Annotated in this window: 22 protein-coding genes; 3 read left to right on the top strand and 19 right to left on the bottom strand. The window is 60.0% G+C overall.

Features of this window, described 5'->3' with window-relative positions; translation table 11 throughout:
* Window positions 1–88: 88 nt before the first annotated feature.
* The 5 genes from VF673_RS11595 to fliS (VF673_RS11575) all read right to left on the bottom strand — a co-directional run bounded on the left by VF673_RS11595 (window position 89) and on the right by fliS (VF673_RS11575) (window position 5,200).
* Entirely contained in the window at window positions 89–1,486 is a 1,398-nt protein-coding gene (locus VF673_RS11595) for a sigma-54-dependent transcriptional regulator (RefSeq protein ID WP_440292050.1), read from the bottom strand.
* On the bottom strand, window positions 1,483–2,694 hold the full coding sequence (locus VF673_RS11590) for a sensor histidine kinase (RefSeq protein WP_440292049.1): 1,212 nt from the start codon (window positions 2,692–2,694) through the stop codon (window positions 1,483–1,485). The genes VF673_RS11595 and VF673_RS11590 overlap by 4 nt, the downstream gene beginning before the upstream one ends.
* A 107-nt stretch (window positions 2,695–2,801) precedes the next feature.
* Window positions 2,802–4,283: a sigma-54 dependent transcriptional regulator gene (locus VF673_RS11585; protein WP_440292048.1), complete on the bottom strand. Its 1,482-nt coding sequence runs from the start codon at window positions 4,281–4,283 to the stop codon at window positions 2,802–2,804.
* Between the two features lie 222 nt (window positions 4,284–4,505).
* Window positions 4,506–4,802 (bottom strand): flagellar protein FliT, encoded by a 297-nt coding sequence (gene fliT / locus VF673_RS11580; protein ID WP_177197894.1) that lies wholly within the window; start codon window positions 4,800–4,802, stop codon window positions 4,506–4,508.
* Between the two features lie 17 nt (window positions 4,803–4,819).
* A complete protein-coding gene (gene fliS, locus VF673_RS11575) occupies window positions 4,820–5,200 on the bottom strand; it encodes a flagellar export chaperone FliS (protein ID WP_440292047.1) in 381 nt (126 codons plus the stop codon).
* A gap of 283 nt (window positions 5,201–5,483) precedes the next feature.
* Here fliS (VF673_RS11575) and VF673_RS11570 point away from each other — a divergent pair, with 283 nt between their 5' ends.
* Window positions 5,484–5,783, top strand: coding sequence for a hypothetical protein (locus tag VF673_RS11570; protein WP_440292046.1), 300 nt, complete (start codon window positions 5,484–5,486; stop codon window positions 5,781–5,783).
* Window positions 5,784–6,030: 247 nt separating this feature from the next.
* Window positions 6,031–6,303: a CopG family ribbon-helix-helix protein gene (locus VF673_RS11565; RefSeq protein ID WP_036988786.1), complete on the top strand. Its 273-nt coding sequence runs from the start codon at window positions 6,031–6,033 to the stop codon at window positions 6,301–6,303.
* A 112-nt stretch (window positions 6,304–6,415) separates the two neighbouring features.
* On the opposite strand, the gene fliS (VF673_RS11560) is transcribed toward VF673_RS11565, so the two are convergent.
* From fliS (VF673_RS11560) to VF673_RS11500, 13 genes are all read right to left on the bottom strand, one after another.
* Window positions 6,416–6,784, bottom strand: a complete 369-nt coding sequence (gene fliS / locus VF673_RS11560; RefSeq protein ID WP_440292045.1) for a flagellar export chaperone FliS — start codon at window positions 6,782–6,784, stop codon at window positions 6,416–6,418.
* On the bottom strand, window positions 6,785–8,242 hold the full coding sequence (gene fliD / locus VF673_RS11555) for a flagellar filament capping protein FliD (RefSeq protein ID WP_440292044.1): 1,458 nt from the start codon (window positions 8,240–8,242) through the stop codon (window positions 6,785–6,787). It lies immediately after the preceding gene.
* Between the two features lie 181 nt (window positions 8,243–8,423).
* Window positions 8,424–8,786 carry a flagellar protein FlaG gene (locus VF673_RS11550; RefSeq protein WP_440292065.1) on the bottom strand — a complete coding sequence of 121 codons (363 nt, stop codon included), beginning with the start codon at window positions 8,784–8,786 and terminating at the stop codon, window positions 8,424–8,426.
* A 79-nt stretch (window positions 8,787–8,865) separates the two neighbouring features.
* Window positions 8,866–10,056 (bottom strand): flagellin, encoded by a 1,191-nt coding sequence (locus VF673_RS11545; RefSeq protein WP_440292043.1) that lies wholly within the window; start codon window positions 10,054–10,056, stop codon window positions 8,866–8,868.
* Between the two features lie 373 nt (window positions 10,057–10,429).
* Window positions 10,430–11,422 (bottom strand): IS110 family transposase, encoded by a 993-nt coding sequence (locus VF673_RS11540; protein WP_440292042.1) that lies wholly within the window; start codon window positions 11,420–11,422, stop codon window positions 10,430–10,432.
* Window positions 11,423–11,865: 443 nt separating this feature from the next.
* Window positions 11,866–12,258 (bottom strand): hypothetical protein, encoded by a 393-nt coding sequence (locus tag VF673_RS11535; protein WP_440292041.1) that lies wholly within the window; start codon window positions 12,256–12,258, stop codon window positions 11,866–11,868.
* 244 nt (window positions 12,259–12,502) lie between these two features.
* Entirely contained in the window at window positions 12,503–12,817 is a 315-nt protein-coding gene (locus tag VF673_RS11530) for a type II toxin-antitoxin system RelE/ParE family toxin (protein WP_440292040.1), read from the bottom strand.
* A 2-nt stretch (window positions 12,818–12,819) separates the two neighbouring features.
* Complete coding sequence (locus VF673_RS11525; RefSeq protein WP_440292039.1) at window positions 12,820–13,056, bottom strand: addiction module protein; 237 nt, start codon at window positions 13,054–13,056, stop codon at window positions 12,820–12,822.
* Window positions 13,057–13,337: 281 nt separating this feature from the next.
* Window positions 13,338–14,249 (bottom strand): formylglycine-generating enzyme family protein, encoded by a 912-nt coding sequence (locus VF673_RS11520; protein ID WP_440292038.1) that lies wholly within the window; start codon window positions 14,247–14,249, stop codon window positions 13,338–13,340.
* On the bottom strand, window positions 14,242–16,293 hold the full coding sequence (locus tag VF673_RS11515) for a LysM peptidoglycan-binding domain-containing protein (protein ID WP_440292037.1): 2,052 nt from the start codon (window positions 16,291–16,293) through the stop codon (window positions 14,242–14,244). Before VF673_RS11515 ends, VF673_RS11520 begins: the two co-directional genes overlap by 8 nt.
* A gap of 2 nt (window positions 16,294–16,295) precedes the next feature.
* A complete protein-coding gene (locus VF673_RS11510) occupies window positions 16,296–17,138 on the bottom strand; it encodes a DUF4123 domain-containing protein (protein ID WP_440292036.1) in 843 nt (280 codons plus the stop codon).
* Complete coding sequence (gene tssI / locus VF673_RS11505) at window positions 17,123–19,327, bottom strand: type VI secretion system tip protein TssI/VgrG (RefSeq protein WP_440292035.1); 2,205 nt, start codon at window positions 19,325–19,327, stop codon at window positions 17,123–17,125. The genes VF673_RS11510 and tssI overlap by 16 nt, the downstream gene beginning before the upstream one ends.
* Before the next feature lie 254 nt (window positions 19,328–19,581).
* Window positions 19,582–19,989 carry an HPF/RaiA family ribosome-associated protein gene (locus VF673_RS11500; RefSeq protein ID WP_090536822.1) on the bottom strand — a complete coding sequence of 136 codons (408 nt, stop codon included), beginning with the start codon at window positions 19,987–19,989 and terminating at the stop codon, window positions 19,582–19,584.
* A gap of 201 nt (window positions 19,990–20,190) precedes the next feature.
* On the opposite strand from VF673_RS11500, the gene VF673_RS11495 reads away from it, so the two are divergent.
* Window positions 20,191–21,048: an alpha/beta fold hydrolase gene (locus VF673_RS11495; RefSeq protein ID WP_440292034.1), complete on the top strand. Its 858-nt coding sequence runs from the start codon at window positions 20,191–20,193 to the stop codon at window positions 21,046–21,048.
* Here the strand turns inward: VF673_RS11495 and VF673_RS11490 are convergent, their stop codons facing one another.
* The gene (locus VF673_RS11490; protein ID WP_440292033.1) at window positions 21,049–21,363 is read right to left on the bottom strand and encodes a hypothetical protein; all 315 of its coding nucleotides are present in this window, start codon (window positions 21,361–21,363) and stop codon (window positions 21,049–21,051) included.
* Between the last annotated feature and the right edge of the window lie 67 nt (window positions 21,364–21,430).

The raw sequence follows: 21,430 nt of genomic DNA, 5'->3' as shown, positions 1-21,430 counted from the left end.
AGGCCGTAAATATTTTGACGGCAAAATCGACTCTGCAGAATATTCAGCAAGATTGATGCCAGCTCGCCGAGAGAACGCTGCCCCCGGCTCAGCCGGCAAACAGCATGGCATCCACATCCACACCGGCATCACGCATCTGGGCCAGCTTGTAGCGCAGGGTGCGCGGGCTGATGCCGAGGCGCTCCGCCGCCTCCTTGCGCCGTCCACGCTCGGCGCGCAGCACGTCGATGATCAACTGGAACTCCCGCTGCTTCACATCCTGCCCCAGAGCCCCTGCAGACACCGGTGGCGGCATATTGACCGCCGGCTGCACCGGCGGGGCCATGCTGATGCTGTTGGCCGTCAGACCCAGTCCGGGCATCGAGCCAAGGCACAGATCCGCCGCGCAGATCACCCCGCCCTGCTGCAGAATGAGGGCGCGCTGGATGGCGTTATCCAGTTCACGCACGTTGCCGGGCCAGCTGTGCTGACGCAGGGCCTGGCAGGCATCCTCGGCCAGACGCACCGGCCCCTGATTCATCTTGCCGGCATGCCTGGCCAGCAGACGCTCGGCGATCGGCAGTATGTCCCCGGGGCGCTCGCGCAGCGGTGTCCACTGCAGCGGGAAGACGCCGAGCCGGTAGTAAAGGTCCTCGCGGAAGCGCCCGGCCGCCACCTCGGCCTGCATGTCCCGGTTGGTGGTGGCGAGAATGCGGATGTCCAGTTCGATCAGCCGACGGCCACCTACCCGCTCCACCTCGCGCTCCTGCAATACGCGCAGCAACTTGGCCTGCAGCGCCAGGGGCATTTCCGATATCTCGTCCAGCAACAGGGTGCCGCCGTTGGCCTGCTCGAACTTGCCGGGCTGGGCGGCGACAGCTCCGGTGAAGGCGCCCTTCTCGTGACCGAACAGGGTCGCCTCCAGCATGTTCTCCGGAATGGCTGCGCAGTTGATGGCAATGAACGGCTGATCGGCCCTGGGTGAGTGCTGATGGATATAGCGCGCCAGCACCTCCTTGCCGGTGCCGGACTCGCCGGAAATCAGTACCGTCGAATCACTGGCGGCCACGCGCTGGGCCAGATACAGCAGCTGCTGGCTGGCCGGGTCCACTGCCACCGGACCGTCGGTACCGGCGCGCAGGCGGCCGAGGGCGTGCTGGGCGACCAGATCAAGCAGTGCCTGGGGCTCGAACGGTTTGACCAGATAGTCCACCGCGCCGTCACGCATGGCGACCACCGCGTTCTGCACCGTGCCGTAGGCGGTCATCAGCAATACCGGCAGTTGCGGGAAGCGTTCCCGCAGGGTGCGCAGCAGCGCATGACCGTCCATGCCCGGCATGTTCACATCGCTGACCACCATGGCGACGCTCTCCCGCTGCAGCAGGGTCAGTGCCGCCTCACCGTCGGCGGCTTCCAGGTAGTCGTAACCGCCCAGCGCCAGGGTGTCGGCCAGCGCCTCACGCAGGGCGCGATCATCCTCGACCAGCAGAATGCGTGACTTGCTCATCTAGTGCTTCCTCCTGAGACCGGCTGCGGCAGTACCGGCAGCACCAGTTCCGCCCAGCTTCCCTGCCCCGGCCGGCTGCGCAGAAGGAATGCGCCGCCATGGGCCTGGGCCACGGATTTGACAACGGATACACCCAGCCCGGTGCCCTGCTCCCGGGTGGTGTAGAAGGGCTCGCCGATCCGGGCCAGCTCGGCCCGGGTCATGCCCTTGCCTCCATCCACCACATTGAGGCTCAGGCGCCCTTCCTGCAGGCGCAGGATGACCTTCAGCCGCGGCTGCGGATAGCCGGCCTGGATGGCGTTCTCGATCAGATTCAGCGCAGCGCCCAGCAGGGTTTCCCGGTTGCATACCAGCTGCACGTCAGCGGGGGTGCGGTCGGCCCAGCGGCAATCGGCTCCGGCTTCGACGATCAGGGTCTCGGCCTGCTGCCTCAGCTCCCGGAACAGCTCGCGGGCCGACACTTGGCTGTTCAGCGGCAGATCCCCCTTGGCGAACAGCAGCATGTCGCGCACCTGCAGCTCGATGGCCTGCAGGCGGTCCTTGAGCCGCTGACTGAAACGCTGGCGGTGATTGGCCGTCAGCTCCGGCTGGTTCAGGTGACTGGCATAGAGCAAGGCGGTGGACAGTGGCGTGCGGATCTGGTGCGCAAGCGACGCCACCATGCGCCCCAGCGCTGACAGCCGTTCGTTACGCGCCAGCTGCGCCTGCAGCTGGCGCGTCTCGGTAAGGTCGGTGAGCAGGATGATCTGCCCTGGCTCGCCCCGCAGGGACCGGGTCGCCAGGGAGACACGGCGTCCGCTGCGCAGGGAGACTTCATGGTAATCATCATCACGGGGGGCAAAGCGCTCGCGGATGAGTTCGCGCCACAGCTGGCCTTCCAGGGGCTCGCCGAGCAGCTCCCGGGCCGCCGGGTTGGCCTCACGGACGACACCGCGGCCGTCCAGCACCACCACCCCACCTGGGAGCAGATCCAGCAGATTCTGCAGCCGTCCGGCAAGGCAGGCCTTCTCGGCCAGTTCACGGGTGCGCTGGGCGCTGACTTCAGCCAGCTCCGCCTTGAGCTGAGCCACCTGCTGCTCGAGCAGACTCTGCGACTCACGCAGCTGCTCGGACATGCGGCCGAACAGGTCATAGGCCTGCTGCAGCTGTTCCCGGTCCGGATGCGTGGCCGCAGGTTCCTGCGGCAGATGTGTTGCGGTGGCGGTCATGACAACTCCCTGAATCAAACTTCCGGAAGCATCAATACAATTTCCGTACCACCCCAACAAACAATAATTAAATCAACGACTTACGACAAATCAGCAAAACACAGCTGTCAGTCTTCTGACGCTTCGCGACTGACCGTCGTCTCGGCATCCCGGCTCATGCCGTACTTGCGCATCTTCTCCACCAGGGTGGTACGACGGATACGCAGGCGCTCGGCGGCGCGGGCCACGACGAAGTTGGCATCGTCCAGTGCCTGCTGGATCAGCGACTGCTCCAGTTCGGCCAGGTGTTCACGCAGGTCCAGCCCTTCCGGCGGCAGCCCCACGGAGCGGCTGAAGCCAGCGAGCGGAGGGCGCCAGGCGTTATCATCCTGCTCCTGCTGCAGCTGGCGCAGATCCTCGTTGTCATCATCCACATAGCGGAACTTGCGCGGCAGCTCGCCCACACCGATGACCCCATGCGGATGCATGATCGCCATGCGCTCCACCAGGTTGGCCAGTTCCCGTACGTTGCCCGGCCAGGGGTGCTTGCACAGGGACATGATGGCCGCGCTGCTGAAGCGGATGGAGCCGCGCTTTTCCTTTTCCAGCCGGGTGATCAGCTCGTTGAGCAGCAGCGGCAGGTCCTCGATGCGTTCGCGCAGGGGCGGCATCTCGATGGGGAATACATGCAGCCGGTAGAACAGGTCTTCGCGGAACTCGCCGCGGGCGATCATCTCTTCCAGATTCTTGTGGGTGGCGGCAATCACCCGCACATCCGCCTGCTGCGGCTTGTTGCTGCCCACCCGTTCGAAGGTGCGCTCCTGCAGCACCCGCAGCAACTTGACCTGCATGTTCATCGGCATATCGCCGATCTCGTCCAGAAACAGGGTGCCGCCGGCCGCCAGCTCGAAACGCCCGGCGCGGCTGGTGATGGCGCCGGTGAAGGCGCCCTTCTCGTGCCCGAACAGCTCGCTTTCCAGCAACTCGGCAGGAATCGCACCACAGTTCACCGGAACGAAGGGGGCATCCTTGCGCCTTGAATGGTAGTGCAGGTTGCGGGCAACCACTTCCTTGCCGGTACCCGAATCACCGAGGATGAGTACCGTCGCCTCGGTATCGGCCACCTGCTTCATCATCTGGCGCACAGATTGGATCGCCCGACTGGTGCCGACCAGGCTGCGGAACAGGTTGGGCTCGCGCTGATGCTTGCGCAGCCCCTCGTCAAACACCTCGCGGTAGACCTGAGCCCGGTGGAGGATGTCCAGCAGCTGGTTGTAGGTCAGCGGCAGCTCGGCGGTGGACAGCAGGCGCTGACGCATGTAATCCGGCCAGCCGACGACCCGGTCGCGACCTATCACCACCACAGGCACATGGGCATCCCAGGCATCCAGTTGTTCAACCAGACTGGCAAGACCACCGGGTGAGTCGCACTCGCCGATGATCACGCACTTGACGGCCGCACTGGAGCCAATCTGCTTCTCCACCAGCGCCTGCCAGTCGGTCGAGGCGACGGGAAACGGCTCTTCCCCCAGGAATTCCAGGATCAGGCGAAGGTCATGACGGCTCTGGGGACAATCATCAACAAGCAGGACATAACTATCTGGCGGCATAGCGGGGAACAGGTCCTTTGACACGCGGTAACTGGCGCAGTGATGGCGTTACGCCATAAACACGAAAACTAACGGACAACTTAGTGAGAAAGGAGACCCGAGTCAAATACTTGGCGCACTTTTCAGGTGCAGCCTGTCCGAAATATCAATTTCAAGGGGAACTTTCAAGAATTGGGGATGTCATCGCGGCCCGCGCTGTGCAGTCTTCAGCCGAGCGACCGCTCAGCTGAACATCTGATAGACCTTGGCGCCCTGCTTGCTGCGCTGCACCGCCTGCAGCTCTTCGGCCAGCTTGCCCTGTACCGCCTGACAGAGACCGATCACCTCTCGGTAGGTGGCCGACAGGGATCCCAGCACCTCGGCCAGCTCCGCCTCATTGCGCTGAGGGTCGGCCATGGCCTGCTGCACCAGGGTGCGGCACAGATGATCGAGCTCGCCCACCTGCTGCCAATCCCCCGCCTGCACGGCAGCGATCAGCGCCCTGTGGGTATCCTGCAATTGTTCTACCGCAACGGCCATGATTCCAACTCCCCGGATCAGGAATGACGGATACCGTCCCAACCCTGCTTGATCTCGCGCAACAGCCCCGCCACCTCGTCGAGCATGGCCGGATCATTCTGCAGATTAGCCTGACTCAGGCGCTGTTGCATGAAGGCGTACAGATTATCCAGATTGGATGCTATTTCGCCACCTTTATCCTTGTCCAACGCATCACGCAGGCCACCGATGATGCCCATGGCCTTGCCGATCAATTCACCCTTGAGCGCGACATTGCCGTACTCCATCGCCCCCTTGGCCTGGGCCAGGCGCTGCAGACCACCCTCCATCAGCATCTGGATCAACCGATGCGGATCCGCCTCGCTTACCTGGGCGTGAACACTGACGGTCTGGTACTGCTTCATTGCATAGGCATTCATATGACACTCAATCCCGATAACTGTTGCACCTGATGTCGCTATCGGCAGCTCCGGGGAAACCTGAAGGGCTTTTTTTGGTTGCCCTGTGCGCCATCGACGACCATCTTTGCGTGATAGCCAACTGCAAGCATCCAATAATAAAGCATCCGCAGTACCGACGAGGATATGCCATGCGTACTCGCCCCCTTCTACTGGCCACCCTCGGCCTGCTCGCCCTCAGCGGCTGCAAATTCGGCTCCAGCTCAGGTTCGGATTCCAGCCCCCGACGCCATTACACCGGCGCGTGGAAGATCAACCTGCCGGTCTGCTCGCGGGCAACAGCCTGACCGCCGAACAGCAGGCCAACTACCAGAGCCTGCGCGACCAGCTCACTACCCTGCTGGCCAGCAACACCCCGTGCCCCGGCGATGGCAACGGCGACGGACGCGTGGACCAGACCGACCTGGACGAGTGGGCCTACTGGGCCGACCCCAACCAGGGCGGCGGCGCCTCCAGCTGGTACGACTTCAACCACGATGGCATCACCGACGAAGCGGACAAAGCCATCATCGAAGCCAATCCGGGGAATGGCTGCCGGATCTGATTCCGGCAGCATGGATGACGCTCCAGCGGGGAAAGCTGGAGCATCTTCAGCGCTGGCGAGCCCCCGCTCGCCGACAGAATCAACCTGCCAACCCATCACACCCTGCCACATTGCCCCTGTCCATATTCCACCACCTCTGTAATCCTTTACGAATCTGAACTTCATCGACATCCACATCGCCCTGGACGATAATGAAATGCGGGAACATCAAGATCACCCAGTATTTCCATTTGATAAGGGGCTCCCAATGGCAACATCCATCAAGATTGACGACACGCTGAAAAGCCGCGTCCATCAGCTTGCCAATCAGCGACACCGCTCACCCCAAGGCATCATTCAGGAAGCAATCGAACAGTACGTTGAGCGTGAAGAGGCCCGTGAGCGCTTCAAGCAGGAAGCCCTGGCGTCCTGGCAGTCCTACCAGGAAACAGGTCGCCACCTGTCCGGACAGGAAGTGCGCACCTGGTTGAATACCTGGGGCACCGATGACGAAAAACAGATACCAGAGTGTCACAAGTAATCATCACAGAGCTCGCAGCGGAAGGTCTTGAGCGCTGCCGTCAATCCAAAAACAACAAACCCCAGCCAAAGCCGGGGTTCGCTAAATCATCACCACCACTCCAAAACCAGCGCTATCTGGGCTCGATCGCATCCCAGCCTTCCTTGATCTCCTCCAGCAGGCTCTGCACCTCTTCCAGCGACCGCGGCGTATCATCCAGCGCCACCCCCGCCAGCTTGCGGGTCATGTAGTCGTACAGGCTGTCCAGGTTCTCGGCAATCTCCCCGCCCAGCTCCTTGTCCAGCGACGCCTGCAGCGCACCGATGATGCTGATGGTACTGCTCACCGCCGTACCACGCCGCTCGGGGTTGCCGGTAGCCTGCGCATGCCGAGCCAGCTTCAGACGCTCAATGGCGCCGGCCAGCAGCAATTGCACCGCCCGGTACTGGGACACTTCCTGAGCCAGATTGACCTGCTTGTAGGTATCGATGGGGCTTTTCATCTACTTCTTATCCTTGCGAACGACGCCGGGCAGGCTGTCGAGTTGGGCAGTCAGGAAGGAGCTGGTGCTGCTCATCTGCGATACCAGCGCGTCCATGGCGTTGAACTGGGCGAACAGGCGCGACTCCAGCTTGGTCAGTCGACTGGCGAGAGTCTCGCGCTGCTCATCCACACCCGACAGGGTGTTCTGCAGCGCCTTGGTGCGATTTTCGAGAATGCCGCCGCTCTGAGTGTAGGGTTCTATCTTGGCTTCCATGCGGGCCATCAGCCCCCGTTCGCCGGTAAAGAAAACGTTGACCTGCTCCAGGTTGGTATCCAGCGCGTTGTCCAGCTTGGTGTCGTCCACCGCCAGTTTGCCGTCACGCTGGGTGCTGATCCCCAGGTCCGCCAGTATGCGGATACCCTCCCCAGCGGACGACGTGCCCAGCTCGGTACGCATGGCGTTCATGAACGACCGCACCGACGAGTCCCCCACCAGCGCCGCCGCCAGCGGCTCCCCGTCATCACCACCTACGGAGACCACGCTGGTCAGTGAATTGACGGTGTCGAGCATCTTGTTATACGCATCGACAAAATCGGTGATCGACTTGCGCACGCCCGCCTTGTCCTGACTGACGCCCAGATTGACCGTCTCGGCATTCTCCAGCGCCTCGGCGGTCTGGGCCTTCTTCAGAGTAAGGGTTACTCCTTCGATGGCATCCGTCACGGTGTCGCTGGCGCTGTTCAACTGGATGCCGTCAATAGCGAAACTGGCATCGCGGGAATAGCTGATCACACGGGCGGCACGGGGGTTCGCCGGGTCAACCGGCGTGGGCTGGAAGTCGGCATCGGTGCCAGAGGACGGTGTGAATGCCAAGTCGCTCAGGCCGCCCGGGGCGGCGCCGGACACCTCGACGCTGATATCGTTACCGGTACCGGACTTGTCCGAGCTCAGGATCAGCCTGGAGCCACCCGCGCCACTGGGGTCGGTGACAATGGTCGCGCTCAGCCCTTTATCCTTGCCGGCCGCATTGATGGCATCGCGAATATCAGTGAGGTTGGCGTCGATCACATCAATATCCAGCGAATCCTCGCCGATATGGATGGTCAGCGTACCGCTGCCCAGCGGGTCCTCGGCGTTGTCGACGCCGGCCAGTGCTACCTTGCTGCTCTGCGCGAGGTTGAACACCTGCACGTTGTAGTTGCCGGGGACAGCCTTGGCGCCAGCAGTGATGCCAACAATATCGGCATTGCTGGTAGTCGCGCTGCGCTTCTCGAACAGCGCCGGATCATTCAGCTTGCCGAGGGCTTCCTGGAAGGTCGACAGCGCACTCTTGAACTGCCCCAGGGCCGACACCTTGGTCGTGGTGGTCTTCTCCAGACGATCAAGCTGGGCGGTCTTGGGCGCGGCCTCTGCATTGAGCAGCGCCTTGACCATGCCGTTGACATCCATGCCCGAACCGATACCGGTGATTGCCATAATCCTACCCTCTGCGTCCGTTTATTGACGCATCGCTTGCTGAAAGTGAATACTCCAACGTATCAAGCATGTACCGTGCCAAAGCAGGCCTTCCCACTCCACAGCTGCCAGTAGATTACCGCAGCCCTGTAGGAGCACCGCCCCCGGTGCGAAGACCCATACTCGCACCCGCCCGCCAATCTCAAGCCTCGGCACTGAACAACAGACTGCGGATCTCGGACAGACTTTCCGCCAGTCGCACCGCCTCTTCCGAGGGAATCTGGCGAATCACCTCGCCGGTATCCCGCTCGGTTACCTTTACCAGCATGCGCCCGCTGTCCTCATCCAGCTGGAACTGGATGTTGTGATGGGTCGCCTGCACAAAGTCCTGCATGTCCGTTACCGCCGCCAGCACCTGCTCACGATTCGGCTCGGACGTGCCCTTGTTCTGCAACAACTCGGCCTGCCTGGCATCTGCCTGGGCCGGTCGTGTATCCGCAATATCTTGTGTTCTGGAAGCCGGAGCGCTTATCCCGACATTACCCCTGCTGCCGAGAGATCCCATATCCATGGTTTTTCCTCCGAACAGGACAAGGCGGGAGAAGAGTCACCCCTTCCCCCGCCAGTCATACCGCTAGCTTACCTTAGCCCAGCAGGCTGAGGACCGCTTGCGGCAACTGGTTGGCCTGGGCCAGCATGGCAGTACCCGCCTGCTGCATGATCTGGTTCTTGGCCAGGTTGGCAGACTCGGCTGCGTAGTCAGTATCCATGATACGAGCACGGGAAGCAGAGGCGTTTTCGGCAATATTCTGCAGGTTATTGATAGTCGAGTCGAAGCGATTCTGGATCGCACCAAGGCTTGCACGCTGGCTATCAATTGCCTTCATTGCATCGTCGATGACCATAATTGCAGATTGAGCGCCCAAGGCGTTGGAGATATCTATATCTTTCACCCGGTTTTCTGTGACAGCGGCTCGTGTCGCAGCAGTACCGTCTATATCAGTGAAGGTGACGCCAGTGGCAGTACCTTCAGCAAACTCAATAGATGTAACTGCACTAGCATCCGGATCATCACCTTTTGCCCCGGACAGTATGGTCCATGCTCCATTTTCGTCTTTTTGTACACTGAACCCCAGGTTCGCATCATTCAATGCAGCAGCGAACTTGTCTTCGGCCTGCTCAGCAGTGTCAGTAGCTTTCAGCTCAACACTAAGAACCACCGGATCTTTCCCATCAACTGTGACAGTCAACTCTGCAACACCATCAACAGCATCCTCCGCATTAGGAACGGTGACGCTGCCTAACGCTTGAGTAAAGAAGTTGCCAGCCATGGACTTCGAGCTTACCTCGTCGATGCCAACACTGATAATTTCGTTAGCAGCAGAACCAACTTGGAAGCCCTTGGTACCAAAGCTACCATCCAGCAGCTTTTCGCCACCGAAGGTAGTTGTATTGCTAATACGATCCAGCTCTTTCTTCAGCTGGGTTACCTCGGAATTCAGCGCGTCACGCTCAGACTGACCATTGGAACCGTTAGCTGCTTGCAGAGCCAAGTCACGCATACGCTGCAGGATATTGGTGGACTCCTGCAGAGCACCTTCGGCGGTCTGAGCAATGGAAATACCGTCATTGGCGTTTTTCACTGCCACGTTCAGACCATTGATCTGGCTGGTCAGACGGTTGGAAATCTGCAGACCCGCCGCGTCGTCCTTCGCGCTGTTGATGCGCGAACCGGAAGACAGACGCTCCAGGGAGGTGGACAGGGCGTTGGTAGAACCACTCAGGTTGCGCTGAGCGTTCAGGGAAGCAATGTTGCTGTTTACTGTCAGGGCCATGGTAGTTCTCCACTTGGTCCAAATTGATGTTTGCCTGAGCTAGCGACCAATGGGCCGGTCATCCCCAGGCACCCATAATGTTCGCGTTCAATCCCTTTATCGGCGTACTGGCCAGGAGCTTTAATCTTTTCCGGAAAAATTTTTCCGGACGGGTTGACAGTCTTCGCAGCGCCTTGCCGATACCCGGGATATCGGGCTTGTCAGCGAAAGCTTTAGGGCGATTTGGCTTGTTTGGCTGATATGAGGTACTGCGCATTACGCTGGCAGCGGGGTGGGCAGCTGGTGCACCTGTAACAACGTGGGGGCGAACAGGGACGATCCGACTACAGCCTGGGCGGACCCTGGCTTGTTGTCGTAGATACTCTGTTAAAGGTCAAGCTTTCATGTGCTCCTCACTGAACAATTGTGAAGAGTCGAAGGCGGTTTCGTCTTTGATGCACGCCCACATTCCTGTCAGATATTTTCTCATCACAGCACATTGGGCTTGCATCTTTTTCTTGCCGCGAGACACCAGCGCGTCATAGAACGCCTTTGCCCTGGGGTCGTGCCTCACAGCGCACATAGCAGGCATATACAGTGCGGATCTCAGGTATGCGTTGCCTGCCTTGCTTAAGCGGGCTGGGCGATTGACGCTGCTACCTGACTGCGTCAGGCGTATGTCCAGCCCAGCGTAACGGCTGACTTGCGGCGCCTTGAGGCTGTCAGGCAACACCATCAGCTCTGCCAGTACGGCAATAGCCGTAGCCTGTCCCACACCCTTGGCAGCACACAGGTTCTGCATGTGTCGGGAGAGTGTCTGATCCTGTTCAATCAGCTCCAGGGCAGCCTGGGTCAACCTATCGATTCGGCGATCCAGCATGGTGATCGCTTCTTGCTCATCCTCAATCAACAGCGCAAGGGTCATGTGGGTAGAGGTCAGGGCGTGCAGGCGATTCTTGGCTTGAGTGCGACTATGGGTCAGGCGGTTAATCTGACGGCCTACATCGCGCAGCTTGAGGTAGAGGTCGCGCGGCGGAGTCCACAGGCGAGGAGCCATGCGCTCCCCATACTCGGCCAGCAAGGCAGCATCTACACCATCGGTTTTGGTGCCATTGAGCTTGAGTGCGCAGAAATGGCGGAAGCTCTTCGGATTGATGACACTGACCGGCAACCCCGCTTCAGCGATGGCTACCGCCAGATCAAGGTAGTAGATGCCCGTAGCCTCCATCACAATGCTCCGGGGCTTGAGCTTCTTCAGCTGCTTGATTACGGCGGCATGACCTGCCGGGGTTTGTTTGAAAGTGCTCGGCTTGCTCGGCTTTCCGGAGCGGCGGATGACCATGTCGAATGTCTTGGCAGCAATATCGATTCCAACAGCAATGGTCACGTGAGTTCTCCCTCGGCAGATTTTCGGTCACAATAGTTACCGGTTCCCCGACCTCGTACTTGATACCGCCTCGACCTTGTCATGCGAAGTCTGGCCAAGCCAGCTTCCGGATACTCTTCGAGGTTGGTAATGAGGCGGGGAGCCACTCTACGGACGAGGTCAGTCCAAGCTGCCTCCAGGAGCATACGGCCTCCCCGATAACTGGTGAGCAACCTTATCAGTTGATCTCTGCGTAACATACAAGGAGCACACGCCCCGGGTGCGAATTTGGGCCACGCCGGTGATGCCGGTGTTTCCAGGGAGAGCGGTTCGCACCCGGGGCGGGCGCTCCTCCGGGGGGAGGGGGACGCCATGCCCCTCTTCAATATCACACTGACGGCATAATCATTCAGCAACCTTTCACATTGACGTATAACAATCAGCAGGGAGCTGTAATGTCCCTACTACAACAGAAAATCGGCCCGTCTATCGTTCAGACCCTGATCGTCTGCATCGTGCGCTTCTTCACCATCCCGCCGTCCATCTGGCAAGGGCCGAAAAGTGTCCAGAATCTGTTTGAACTCCGCCTCGCCCTGCTCGAAGGGAGGAAACTCGCCATCGATATCATGCACCTTCATCTCGAAGGACACCGGCGGCACCGCACCATGCGCGCCGGTCTCGGCGATCAGGTGATAGCTCTGCGGGGGCTGCCAGTCGGGGTTTTCCGGGTCGCGTCGTTGAAACCGGGTACCGACCAGGCTGCCGCCCTGGTAGCCGAAGGCGACATCCTGCGGGCCGAAGCGGTTGATCTGCAGCAGGTTGGAGTAAGCGTTTGGTATCAAACGCCGCATGGTCATACTGAAAAGCTCACTGGACGCCGGCTGATCGATCCGATAGAGCAATGCCGGGGCGAAAAGGGGTCAGGTACATTTTCGCATTTTCAGTGCTGCAAGCACCCTACCCCATCGCCCTCCCTCAACCCCGTCATCCTCGGCGCAGGCCGAGGATGACGGGGGCCGGCTGACTCGGCGTAGCTGGTAGATCCTTCGCCTTCGCGAAGCAAAAAAGGGTCGGGTACATTTTTGCAAATGCGTGCGGGCGTCAGGGCTTACTGCGTTCCAGCCAATAGCCAGGTTTTCGGGAGTGGTGAGCAACGGCAATGACTACAGTCTCTTCTGGTAGCTCAATGGCGACTATATCGTACGGGAAGCGCTCCAGAATCAGGCGTCTTACGCCAGTATTGCCGACTTCTTCGGGGGGAGGTGATAAAGGGAGGAAGTTTTCTTCAATAACATCGATAGCTGCATCAACAGCGGCAAAAAACTCGGCCCCGAGTCCAGGCTGTTCATATTCATACCACGCTGCTGCCTCTATCGCTTCCTGCGAGGCCTCTTCCAGTATCCTTACCGTTCGCACTGTTACTGGCCTAACCTCGCTCTCATCTTTGATCGAAACTCTTCACGGCTGAGCAGCGTGGCTTTTCCGCTTTTGACCTTGGACACCCGGCGAATAATTTCATCATTCCAAGCCTGTTCAACCGAATCGTCACAGGGGCCGTCCAGGCTCATTATCAGCTCCCGAGCCAGCCCTGCACGTTCTGACCTGGAGAGAGTCGAAATCTGGGAGCGTAGGTGGTTTAATGTTTCCGTAGCCATGGTGCCTCCGCGAGTGGCGATACGGTCATGCTATCCCTATTCAAAGGCCCTAACAAGACCAGGCACGGCGACGCCTACGCGAAAAGCAAAAAGGGGTCAGGTACATTTTCCGCTGAATTGTCGGGAAAAGGGGTCAGGTGTAATGACCACCTGCAACCGCTGAAAAGCTGGCTGGACAAGACCCAGCCGCACATCACACCGCACAGTGCGCTGGGTAAGGCTATCAGCTACCTGTCCAACAACCAGTGTCAGCAGGGGGGCAGGTTTCATGGTTCTGCCTGCTATGGGGGCGACGAGCTTTGCAGGGCGCAGCGGAAGGTATTGGTAATAATCAGCGTCCACTCATCATTAAAGGTGCTTGGGATGGACTCGGGGGCGCCAATACGAGAAAAACTGAAGTCGAGGTTGCGTACAATTTTTTGCGTACCTTCGTCAGGGCCTTGCGGGTCAGTGACTTTGGGGTTCTCCCTATACCAGGTTTCGGAAAACCAGTCGTTGACCCATTCCTTGCCATTGTCAGCCATGTCGTAGAGGCCGAGGGGGTTGACTGGCAGGCGGCTGCCTACCGGGACATATTCGCCTGTGTCGTGCATGTACCACTTCATATCAGAACTGGTCTCTTTCCCATCATGGGTGGAAAAAATCCATTCCTGACTGCCGCGGTTGCGTGCGGCAAACTCCCACTGGGCAGAGGTGGGCAGGTCCAGCGGCAGGTCGGTTTGGGCACCCAGCCATTGGCAGTAGTCCTTGGCTTCTTGCCAAGTCACCAGGGCAGGTTTATCGATAAAGAACTCGTTGGCAGGGTCTTTTTCGAACGGCTCCCTCGCCCATTTGTCCTGGTAGTTGCGTTCAAAAACCTCAATGCCGTTGGTCAATAGGTAGGTATCGAAATCCCCCCAGGTTGTTTTGTGTTGACTCAGCGAGTAGTCGGACAGGGTGACTTCATGGGGGCGGTCCTCTTCGATGGTCGGCGGGAAATAGGGCCGCCATACGCCATCCTCGCCGATAGCGCCAAAGTCACCCATGATAAAAGTGCCGCCTTCGATAAAGACCAGGTTGTTTATGGTGCGGCTGGCCAGTTCGGCAATACGTGGTTGCAGGTCAAGCGCTTTAGCGGCCCGCGAACTTTCCTGGCAGCCATAAAGTAGCGTGGCACTGCAAAGCAATGCGGCAATAGCAGAACGATTACGCATAATGTGTTCCTGTCAGTTGAACATGTCGCGCTAGTTGTACCGGCTGGTTGGGGGTGGCGCGCGTACCTTGCAGTCGAGCTTCAATACGCTCGATTTGCAGGCTTGGAAATAGCCGCATCAGGCTGCGCAGGCGATCGCGATTGGCGGTATAGTTGCCCTTGTCACCAGTCGGATTGATGCGAGTAACGGTTTCTTCGTAATCACGCCAGCACTGGCTGATCTCGAGCAGGCTGAGTATGGCTTGTTCACGGGTGTTGTAACCCAGGGTGTAGCGATCCCAGAAGGTAGGGCCATAGTCGAAACAGAGGATATCCAGCAGGCGCCCTCTGACCTCGGGAGGGCTGTACTTCAGCCAACTGTTATCACTGCTAGTTAGATCTGAAAGGATATTTCTTGCAGTGGTTAGGGCCAGTTCCTCCCGTTGTAGTGCGGTTCTATGTCTCGCAATAAGGCGTTTAATATCTTCTGCTGCTTGCTGAGCTGTACTGTTGCCATAATTTATCACTCTAGTGGCATAGCCAACGCCTTGCAGAACTCCCAGCACAGCAAAATGAGTCAGTTGATTGAAGGCCTCTATGTCTATTTCTTCAACTTTGTGAAAATCTACTGCCAGCAAGGCGTTGTAAACGCACCTGACCATGGCTGCGAAGGCGCCAGCATCGACCTCCGTCCCTAGCTCGCCCGAGGCGCCAGCACCGACCACCAGCCCTGCATGCACGTTGAAGTAAAACTTGTGCGTTCTGTCGCTCCATTTGATTCGCAGGCGCGCTTCTGCGCCCAAACCCAGGGCTGCGCCGGCACCGCAGCCGAGTGTGCACAGGGCGGTCCATTGTGGCCGGGTTGCCAGGGTGTCCTGCCATTCGATACTGCCTTCAAGATTGCCATCGGCACGTACGCCGACGAAAGCGCTGGCTTCTGCGGAGGCCGGGTCGTCATTGCGACGATTTCGATTTGACTGCCCTGTTCCCCGTAGCTGCGGAATGCCTCCATCCATGGCTATGTGCACATTGGCACTGAGCAAAGCGCTGGCGCCGGCAAAGCCGACCAGTTCGGCCTTGACCCGGGCGCGGAATCTACCTAGCGACGCACCCTGCAACGTGCCGTATTCATCGCGATAGCGAATGATCCATTCACTGTCTTCCTCGGCTGGCCAGGCGCATTCGGCATAGGCCTTACCTTCGATCAGGCTGGCGCTGGCACTGGCTTTGGCTGCGATGTGTGCATTCATGGCTCTGGGGTCATAGCCAGCCTGCAAGCTGGCGCCCATGGCATAGCGCATGGCCTGGGCCTGCGCACCGGCGACAATGGGGGGCATACCTTCGATAGGTGTCCAGCGAGCTGGGTCGCTTTGCCATTCGAGCAGACACCAGTCGGTAAAGCTCTCATGCAAGGTCAGGCTGGCCTTGAGTGAGGGGGTACGCAGATCTTCGGCTATGGTGTCTAGCAACTTGCTGCCGTCAACTTTACCGCTGGCGGGGTCATACCAGCCTTTAGCCCGTGCTCTGTCCTGAGCATCTATGCTGTAGCTGCGGTGCCGACGCCAGCCTGAGTCCTTGCGCACATAGGCATAATGTCGGTTACCCATCAGACGGCGTATTTCGGTCAGTTGCAGAGGCTCGGCAGGTTTGGCCAGATCAATGATGCGTTCCTGTTCAAGGCGTTCAATAAAGTCATCTTTGAAGTTCTGAATGCTGTCTTCCATGCCGTCCATCGCAGCATGAAACTGCTGGATAAGCTGTTCAAGAATGGCTTCTTCCTGTTGGATTTCACGTTGATGCTCGACGGTCAACGGTATGAAAACAGCCTCATCGGCCTGATGCAGCAGATCGACATACTCATCGGCGCATTCGCTGCAGTCGGCGATCTGGCCAATGGCTCTGGTTTGCCGTGTGTTGCCAGAGCCAGGTAGGCGGATGCTCTGTTGTGGATAGATGCGGTTGGCATCTTCGATCTCGGGGTTAAGGCGCATCAGCGTTGCCACCGTTGTACTGTTGGAGCGCGCGATAAGGCTGAGGCTGTCTCCGGATTTGACGATGTACTCCATGGTTAGACGTCCTTGCTCAGGCCAAAGAGTTGCTGCTCTGCAAATTGCAGACGTTGGTCAGCGGTGTGGCTGTGGTCAGCCAGATAGCCTGTCCATTGCTGAGCGCTGAGTTCATGTGGGAAGCGCCAGGCCAGTTCCAGGTATTGCAGAGCCTGATGTTCAAGTGTGAACCCATAGCTCTGGGCCTGCTGGATCAGACGGGTTATGCGCTCGCGCTGGACAGCGAAATCTGCCCGGTATGATTTGCAGCCGAGATAATGCATAGCTCGGTCAATGAAACGTTGCTGTTCTTCGGCTTGCCACTGCGCCAGCTGCTCTTCACGTAGCATGTACCAACCTTCGTCATTTACATCCTTCGGCTGTCCGGTGCTGTCGCAGGTATAGGCTGTCCACGAATCATCGCTATGGATCAGCCATTTCGAGATCGGCCCTGACCAGGCTTGAAATTCCTCAGGGTGCATGGAGTTGAACAGCCGAGCGGTCCAGTCTGGAGCGTAAAAGCGGCAGTAGGCCAATTGCTGGGACGGTAGCCGGACGCTGATCAGGCTACGCAGATGCTGTGCGAGGATGTCTTTGCCAACGGCTGAATACAGTACCACTCCATGCCGTTGCCAGACTTCGGGAGAACTCAGCAGCTGTCCACCAGCCATGGATTTGACCAGCCAGGGGCTGGCTTCGATGACTTCAGCGTGCCGGGTACCACGAAACAGCGGTTCGATCTTTGGACGCTCATCGAGAGAGAAAGCCGTAACGGGCACATCCATAGCCAAGCCATCAAGCAACAGGTAGCAGTCATCCGAATAGCCGGGAGCCATAGCTCGCTGCGTGTTCAAGCGCTCCGGCATGGGCAAGCCTCCAATGGGCAGTGGCCATCTGGCTGGCGATGACATTGGCTGGCCAGTAGCAGGTTATCTCTGGCTGCTGCTTTCAGGCGGGAAAGGTCGTTGGGTTGGGCTGCCAGCATTACGGCGCCAGACACAACCGGCTCGACGGCTCCGGGAATGCTTGGGCGCAAGATGCCGAATCCCGAACCCCGCCCAGCCGCACCACCGGAGTTGATCCGAATACCGGGGCCGCTCAGGGTGACTCCGCTGGGGTCGAGTTTGAGGAAGGAGCCGCCGCCTTTGGCGGTCAGCTCCATGCCGGCGTCGATCACCACTTTGTCCCCGGCGTAGTAGTGGATTTCCTCTCCGGCCTCGATGAACTGGCCCTGGCCCAGCTTAATGTGCTGGTTGCCCGCGATGGTCAGGTGGTCGTCGGCCTTGATCTCGGTTTTTCGGTCACCGTGAGTGCTGTGATGTTCTTCGGCCAGGTTCTCGGTGTGGCGATTGGCTTCGATGCGTTCGTGGCGCTCGTTGCCGACGCGGATGCGCTGGTCGTGCTGGATGTTCTGATCCCAGTCGCGCTGGGCGTGGATGAAGATCTGCTCCTCGCCAGCCTTGTCCTCGATGCGCAGTTCGTTGAAGCCGTTGCCGCCGGGGCTGCTCAGGCTCTTGAACAGGCTGCGGGTCTTGTGTTCCGGCAGCTCACAGGGCACCGGGTGGGCGCTGTTGTACAGACAGCCACTGACCAGGGGCTGGTCCGGGTCGCCTTCCAGAAAACTGACCAGCACTTCCATGCCGATGCGCGGGATGGTGACGCTGCCCCAGTGGTTGCCGGCCCAGCTGCTGGCCACCCGCAGCCAGCAACTGGTGTGGGCGTCGGCCTGGCCTTCGCGGTCCCAGTGGAACTGGACCTTGATGCGGCCCTGCTCGTCGCAGTGGATTTCTTCTCCTGCGGGGCCGGTGACTACCGCGGTCTGCTGGCCCAGCACGCGGGCTTTGGGGTGGCGCAGGGCTGGGCGGTGGGGGGTGTTCCAGGGGGTGGCGGTGAAGTGGTTGCGGTAGCCTTGGGTGAAGGCTGCTTCCTCCTCTCCCCTCGCGGGACAAGCGTAGCGCAGAACAGCCGAAGGCTGGCCCGAAGGGCGAGCCCCGGAGGGGCGAGTAATGGGTTGGGGAGAGGGGGAAAAATCGGTGCCCGCCGATTCTGCGCTGGTTATGGACTCTTCAAGAACCTGCGGCTGCTTGCCTTCGTGGTGGATGGCGGTGATCAGCCAGAGGTCGTTCCAGCTGTCTCTCGGGTGGTCTTGCAGTTCGAGGAAGTGGCCGCTGCGCAGGGTTGGTTGGTCGCTGTGGCCGGTGGCCTGGCGGTAGTCGCTGCGGTGGCGTTCGAGGCTACGCTGGGCCAGGTGCTTGCCGCGGCTGCGGTCGGTGAAGCGGCCGGGGTAGTCGTAGTCTTCCAGGTCGGGGAGCTGTTCACCGCGGGCCTGGCTTTCCAGCAGCAGGCGGGCCTTCTGGTGATCGTAGTCGCGGCGGGTAACGCGGCTGGTGCGGGTTTCCAGGCGGACGCCGAAGCGCTTGATCACCGGCTCATCGGCGACCATGCCGTTGCCCTGATCAAAGCCGGTGGGCGCCAGGCGCGGGAACACCGTCTGGTCGTCGCCGAACACCAGGTGATGGCCGTCCGGGCTGTGGCGGAAGTGGTAGTGGATGCCCTCTTCCTCGCACAGACGCTGGATGAAGTGCAGGTCGGTCTCGTCGTACTGGGTGCAGTAGTCGCGCTCGGGATAGTCAACACCGAGCTGGAAGCTGTAGGCATCGCTCTGGATACCGTGATCGGCCAGTACCCGGCTGATGATCTGGGGCACCGTCAGGTGCTGGAAGATGCGCTGATTGTGGCGCAGGCCCAGGTAATGCAGGTGGGGTACCAGCTCCAGGCGGTAGCGGGTCAGGCGCTTGCCGGCCTCACCGATGGCGGCGTGGTGGATCAGACCGTGCAGGCCGGTGCCCTCGCCTTCGCCATGCTGAATACCCAGCCAGGCATTGCGCTGCAGCAGGGCCTCCAGATCCAGGTCCGGCTGGTCACTGACCAGCTGCAGTTCGATGCGGTAGCACTGGCTGATGGCTTCGTGAGCGCGGAAGGAAAGCACCCGGAAGTCGTGCTCGAGGCCGGGCAGGTCCAGGGTGAAGTGGGCTTCATTGGCGGGGGAAAACATCCGCAGGTCCTTGTTCAGTAACGGTGTTGCCGTTACAGCGAACTACGGCCCGGGCATTATTCCCTATCGTGCCCCGTCTCGCTGTGAGCGAGTCGGCATTATGAGCAGTCGGCCTCCTTATCAGTCCACATACTGACAATACTGCGCCATCAGGTTGGGCCGGCGCAGGGTCTTCGAAGGCGGTCCGTCAGCCATCGAAATCCGCTGCAACTGGTTGGCGCACCCATCCCCGCAGACGGGTGCGCGGGGGAGGGTTACTGGTCGGACTCCGGTTCGCCACCGTAATCCTCTTCCATCAGGGCCTCCTGACGGGCACCCTCGCCGGGATCGGCTGCGGTTGTGGCAGCCCGTCGATCACGCAGCTTGCCCAGCTGGCTGGTGAGCGCGGCATGCAGCTTGTCCAGGGCGCCATCGACGGCGATGCGGATGGTGTCGGACTTGTGGGTGACGGAAATGGGCTGCAGCCCCCGGGCCCGTGCCTCGATCTGGCAGCGCTTGTCCTGGGCGCCGGCCTTCTCGCCGTTCTCGTCAGTGATATGCAGCGTGACTCGGGTCAGCTCCTGGTCAAAACGCTGGAGCTTGGCCTGCGCTGCGCCGCTGGCCCATTCCACGAGCTTGCTGCTGTTTTCGATGCGGTTATCACTGTAGACCTGTATCTGCATGGAACTCTCCTCGTCATTCAGGACTCCATCTGAGCCTACGCCATTTGACCGACTTTTGCGCGCCATCTTCCCCTTGATTCGTATCAGCAGGTGTAACGCTGCGGCTGCGGACACTTATGTGGAACGGGGGGCGGTGAAACGAGTCTGTAATCGGGCTGGGTTCTACTTGATACCGGCGATACATCTTCCAGGAGTAGCGACATGTATTCAGACAAGATGGTGGTGCGTGTGCACGGCGACCTGCGGGTCCAGGTGCGCTTTCACGCCCACCCGCACAGTGACAGCACCCTGCTGCTGGTACACGGTTCGCTGTCCACCAGTCAGTCATTCAACCGCGCGCTGGGGTTTCTTGCCCGGCATTGCAATGTCGTCACCTTCGACCAGCCCTACTGCGGCGAATCCCGATCGCTCAATCCCGACATGCAGGTGCTGGACATGCGCGATGAGGCGCAGGTGGTGCTTGATCTGATCGAGCATTTCGAGGCGGATCAGCTGATGGCCTTCTCCTGGGGCGGCGTGACCAGCCTGCGGGCACTGGCACAACGTCCGGCAACGATCGAGCGAGCCATATTCAGCTCCTTCTCACCCATACTCAATCCGGCCATGCTCGCCTATCTGGAACGGGGTACCGAATATCTCGCCACCTGTGACCGTCAGCGCATGGCGCAGCTGGTGAATGACACCCTCGGCCGGTATCTGCCGCCGGCAGCCAGGCGCTGCAATTTCCGCCATGTGGCCTCTCTGGATATGCTCGAGTATGCTCAGATGCTGCATCAGATCCGCGAACTGACCACCCTGGGAGCCGAGCGCTTCATGGTCTGCGCCAGCCAGGTGGATGTACCCCTGCTGTTCATCAACGGGGAGCTGGACGAGCACACCACACCCACGGACGCGCTGCACTTTGCCGATCTGGTGCGCAGCTCGGAGTACGTCACCATCCGCCAGGCGGGGCACTTTCTGGAGCTGGAAAACGAAGCCGCCTGTGACGCGGTGGCCCAGGCGGCAGAAGGGTTCCTGTCGGCCGGGACGCAAGCGCCCCGGCTGCGCAGGACGGCCTGATTACTGAGTACTGGTGCCCGTACCCGAGCCGGAGCCGGTAGTGCCGGTGCCAGTACCAGTGCCGGTACCGGGAGCAGTCTGACCATCCATGCCCGGCTGGGTGGAGGTCCCTGTCCCCGGCGAGTTGCCTGAACCCATGCTGCCGCCGGTGCCATTGGCCGGGGGTGTGTCCATGGGGGCTGAGCCGGGCGTGGTGTTGTACTCATCGGTGGTGGTCGGGATGGGCTCTTCGTGTACCCGATCATCACGCTCGTCGTCGCCACAGGCAGCCAGCATGACCGCCATGAGCGGGATACCAAGGTAGATCAGTCGCATGGGTTTTTCTCCATTGTTGAGGACATCCCAATTTCTGACCCCCGGTTCCCGCTCGAGTGCAGATTAT

The organism is Halopseudomonas sp. Lyrl_26, from assembly GCF_051948695.1.
In the GTDB taxonomy this organism is placed as follows: Bacteria; Pseudomonadota; Gammaproteobacteria; order Pseudomonadales; family Pseudomonadaceae; genus Halopseudomonas; species Halopseudomonas formosensis.
Note: the sequence above shows the minus strand (reverse complement) of the source record. Positions and strands in the feature narration are given on the sequence as shown.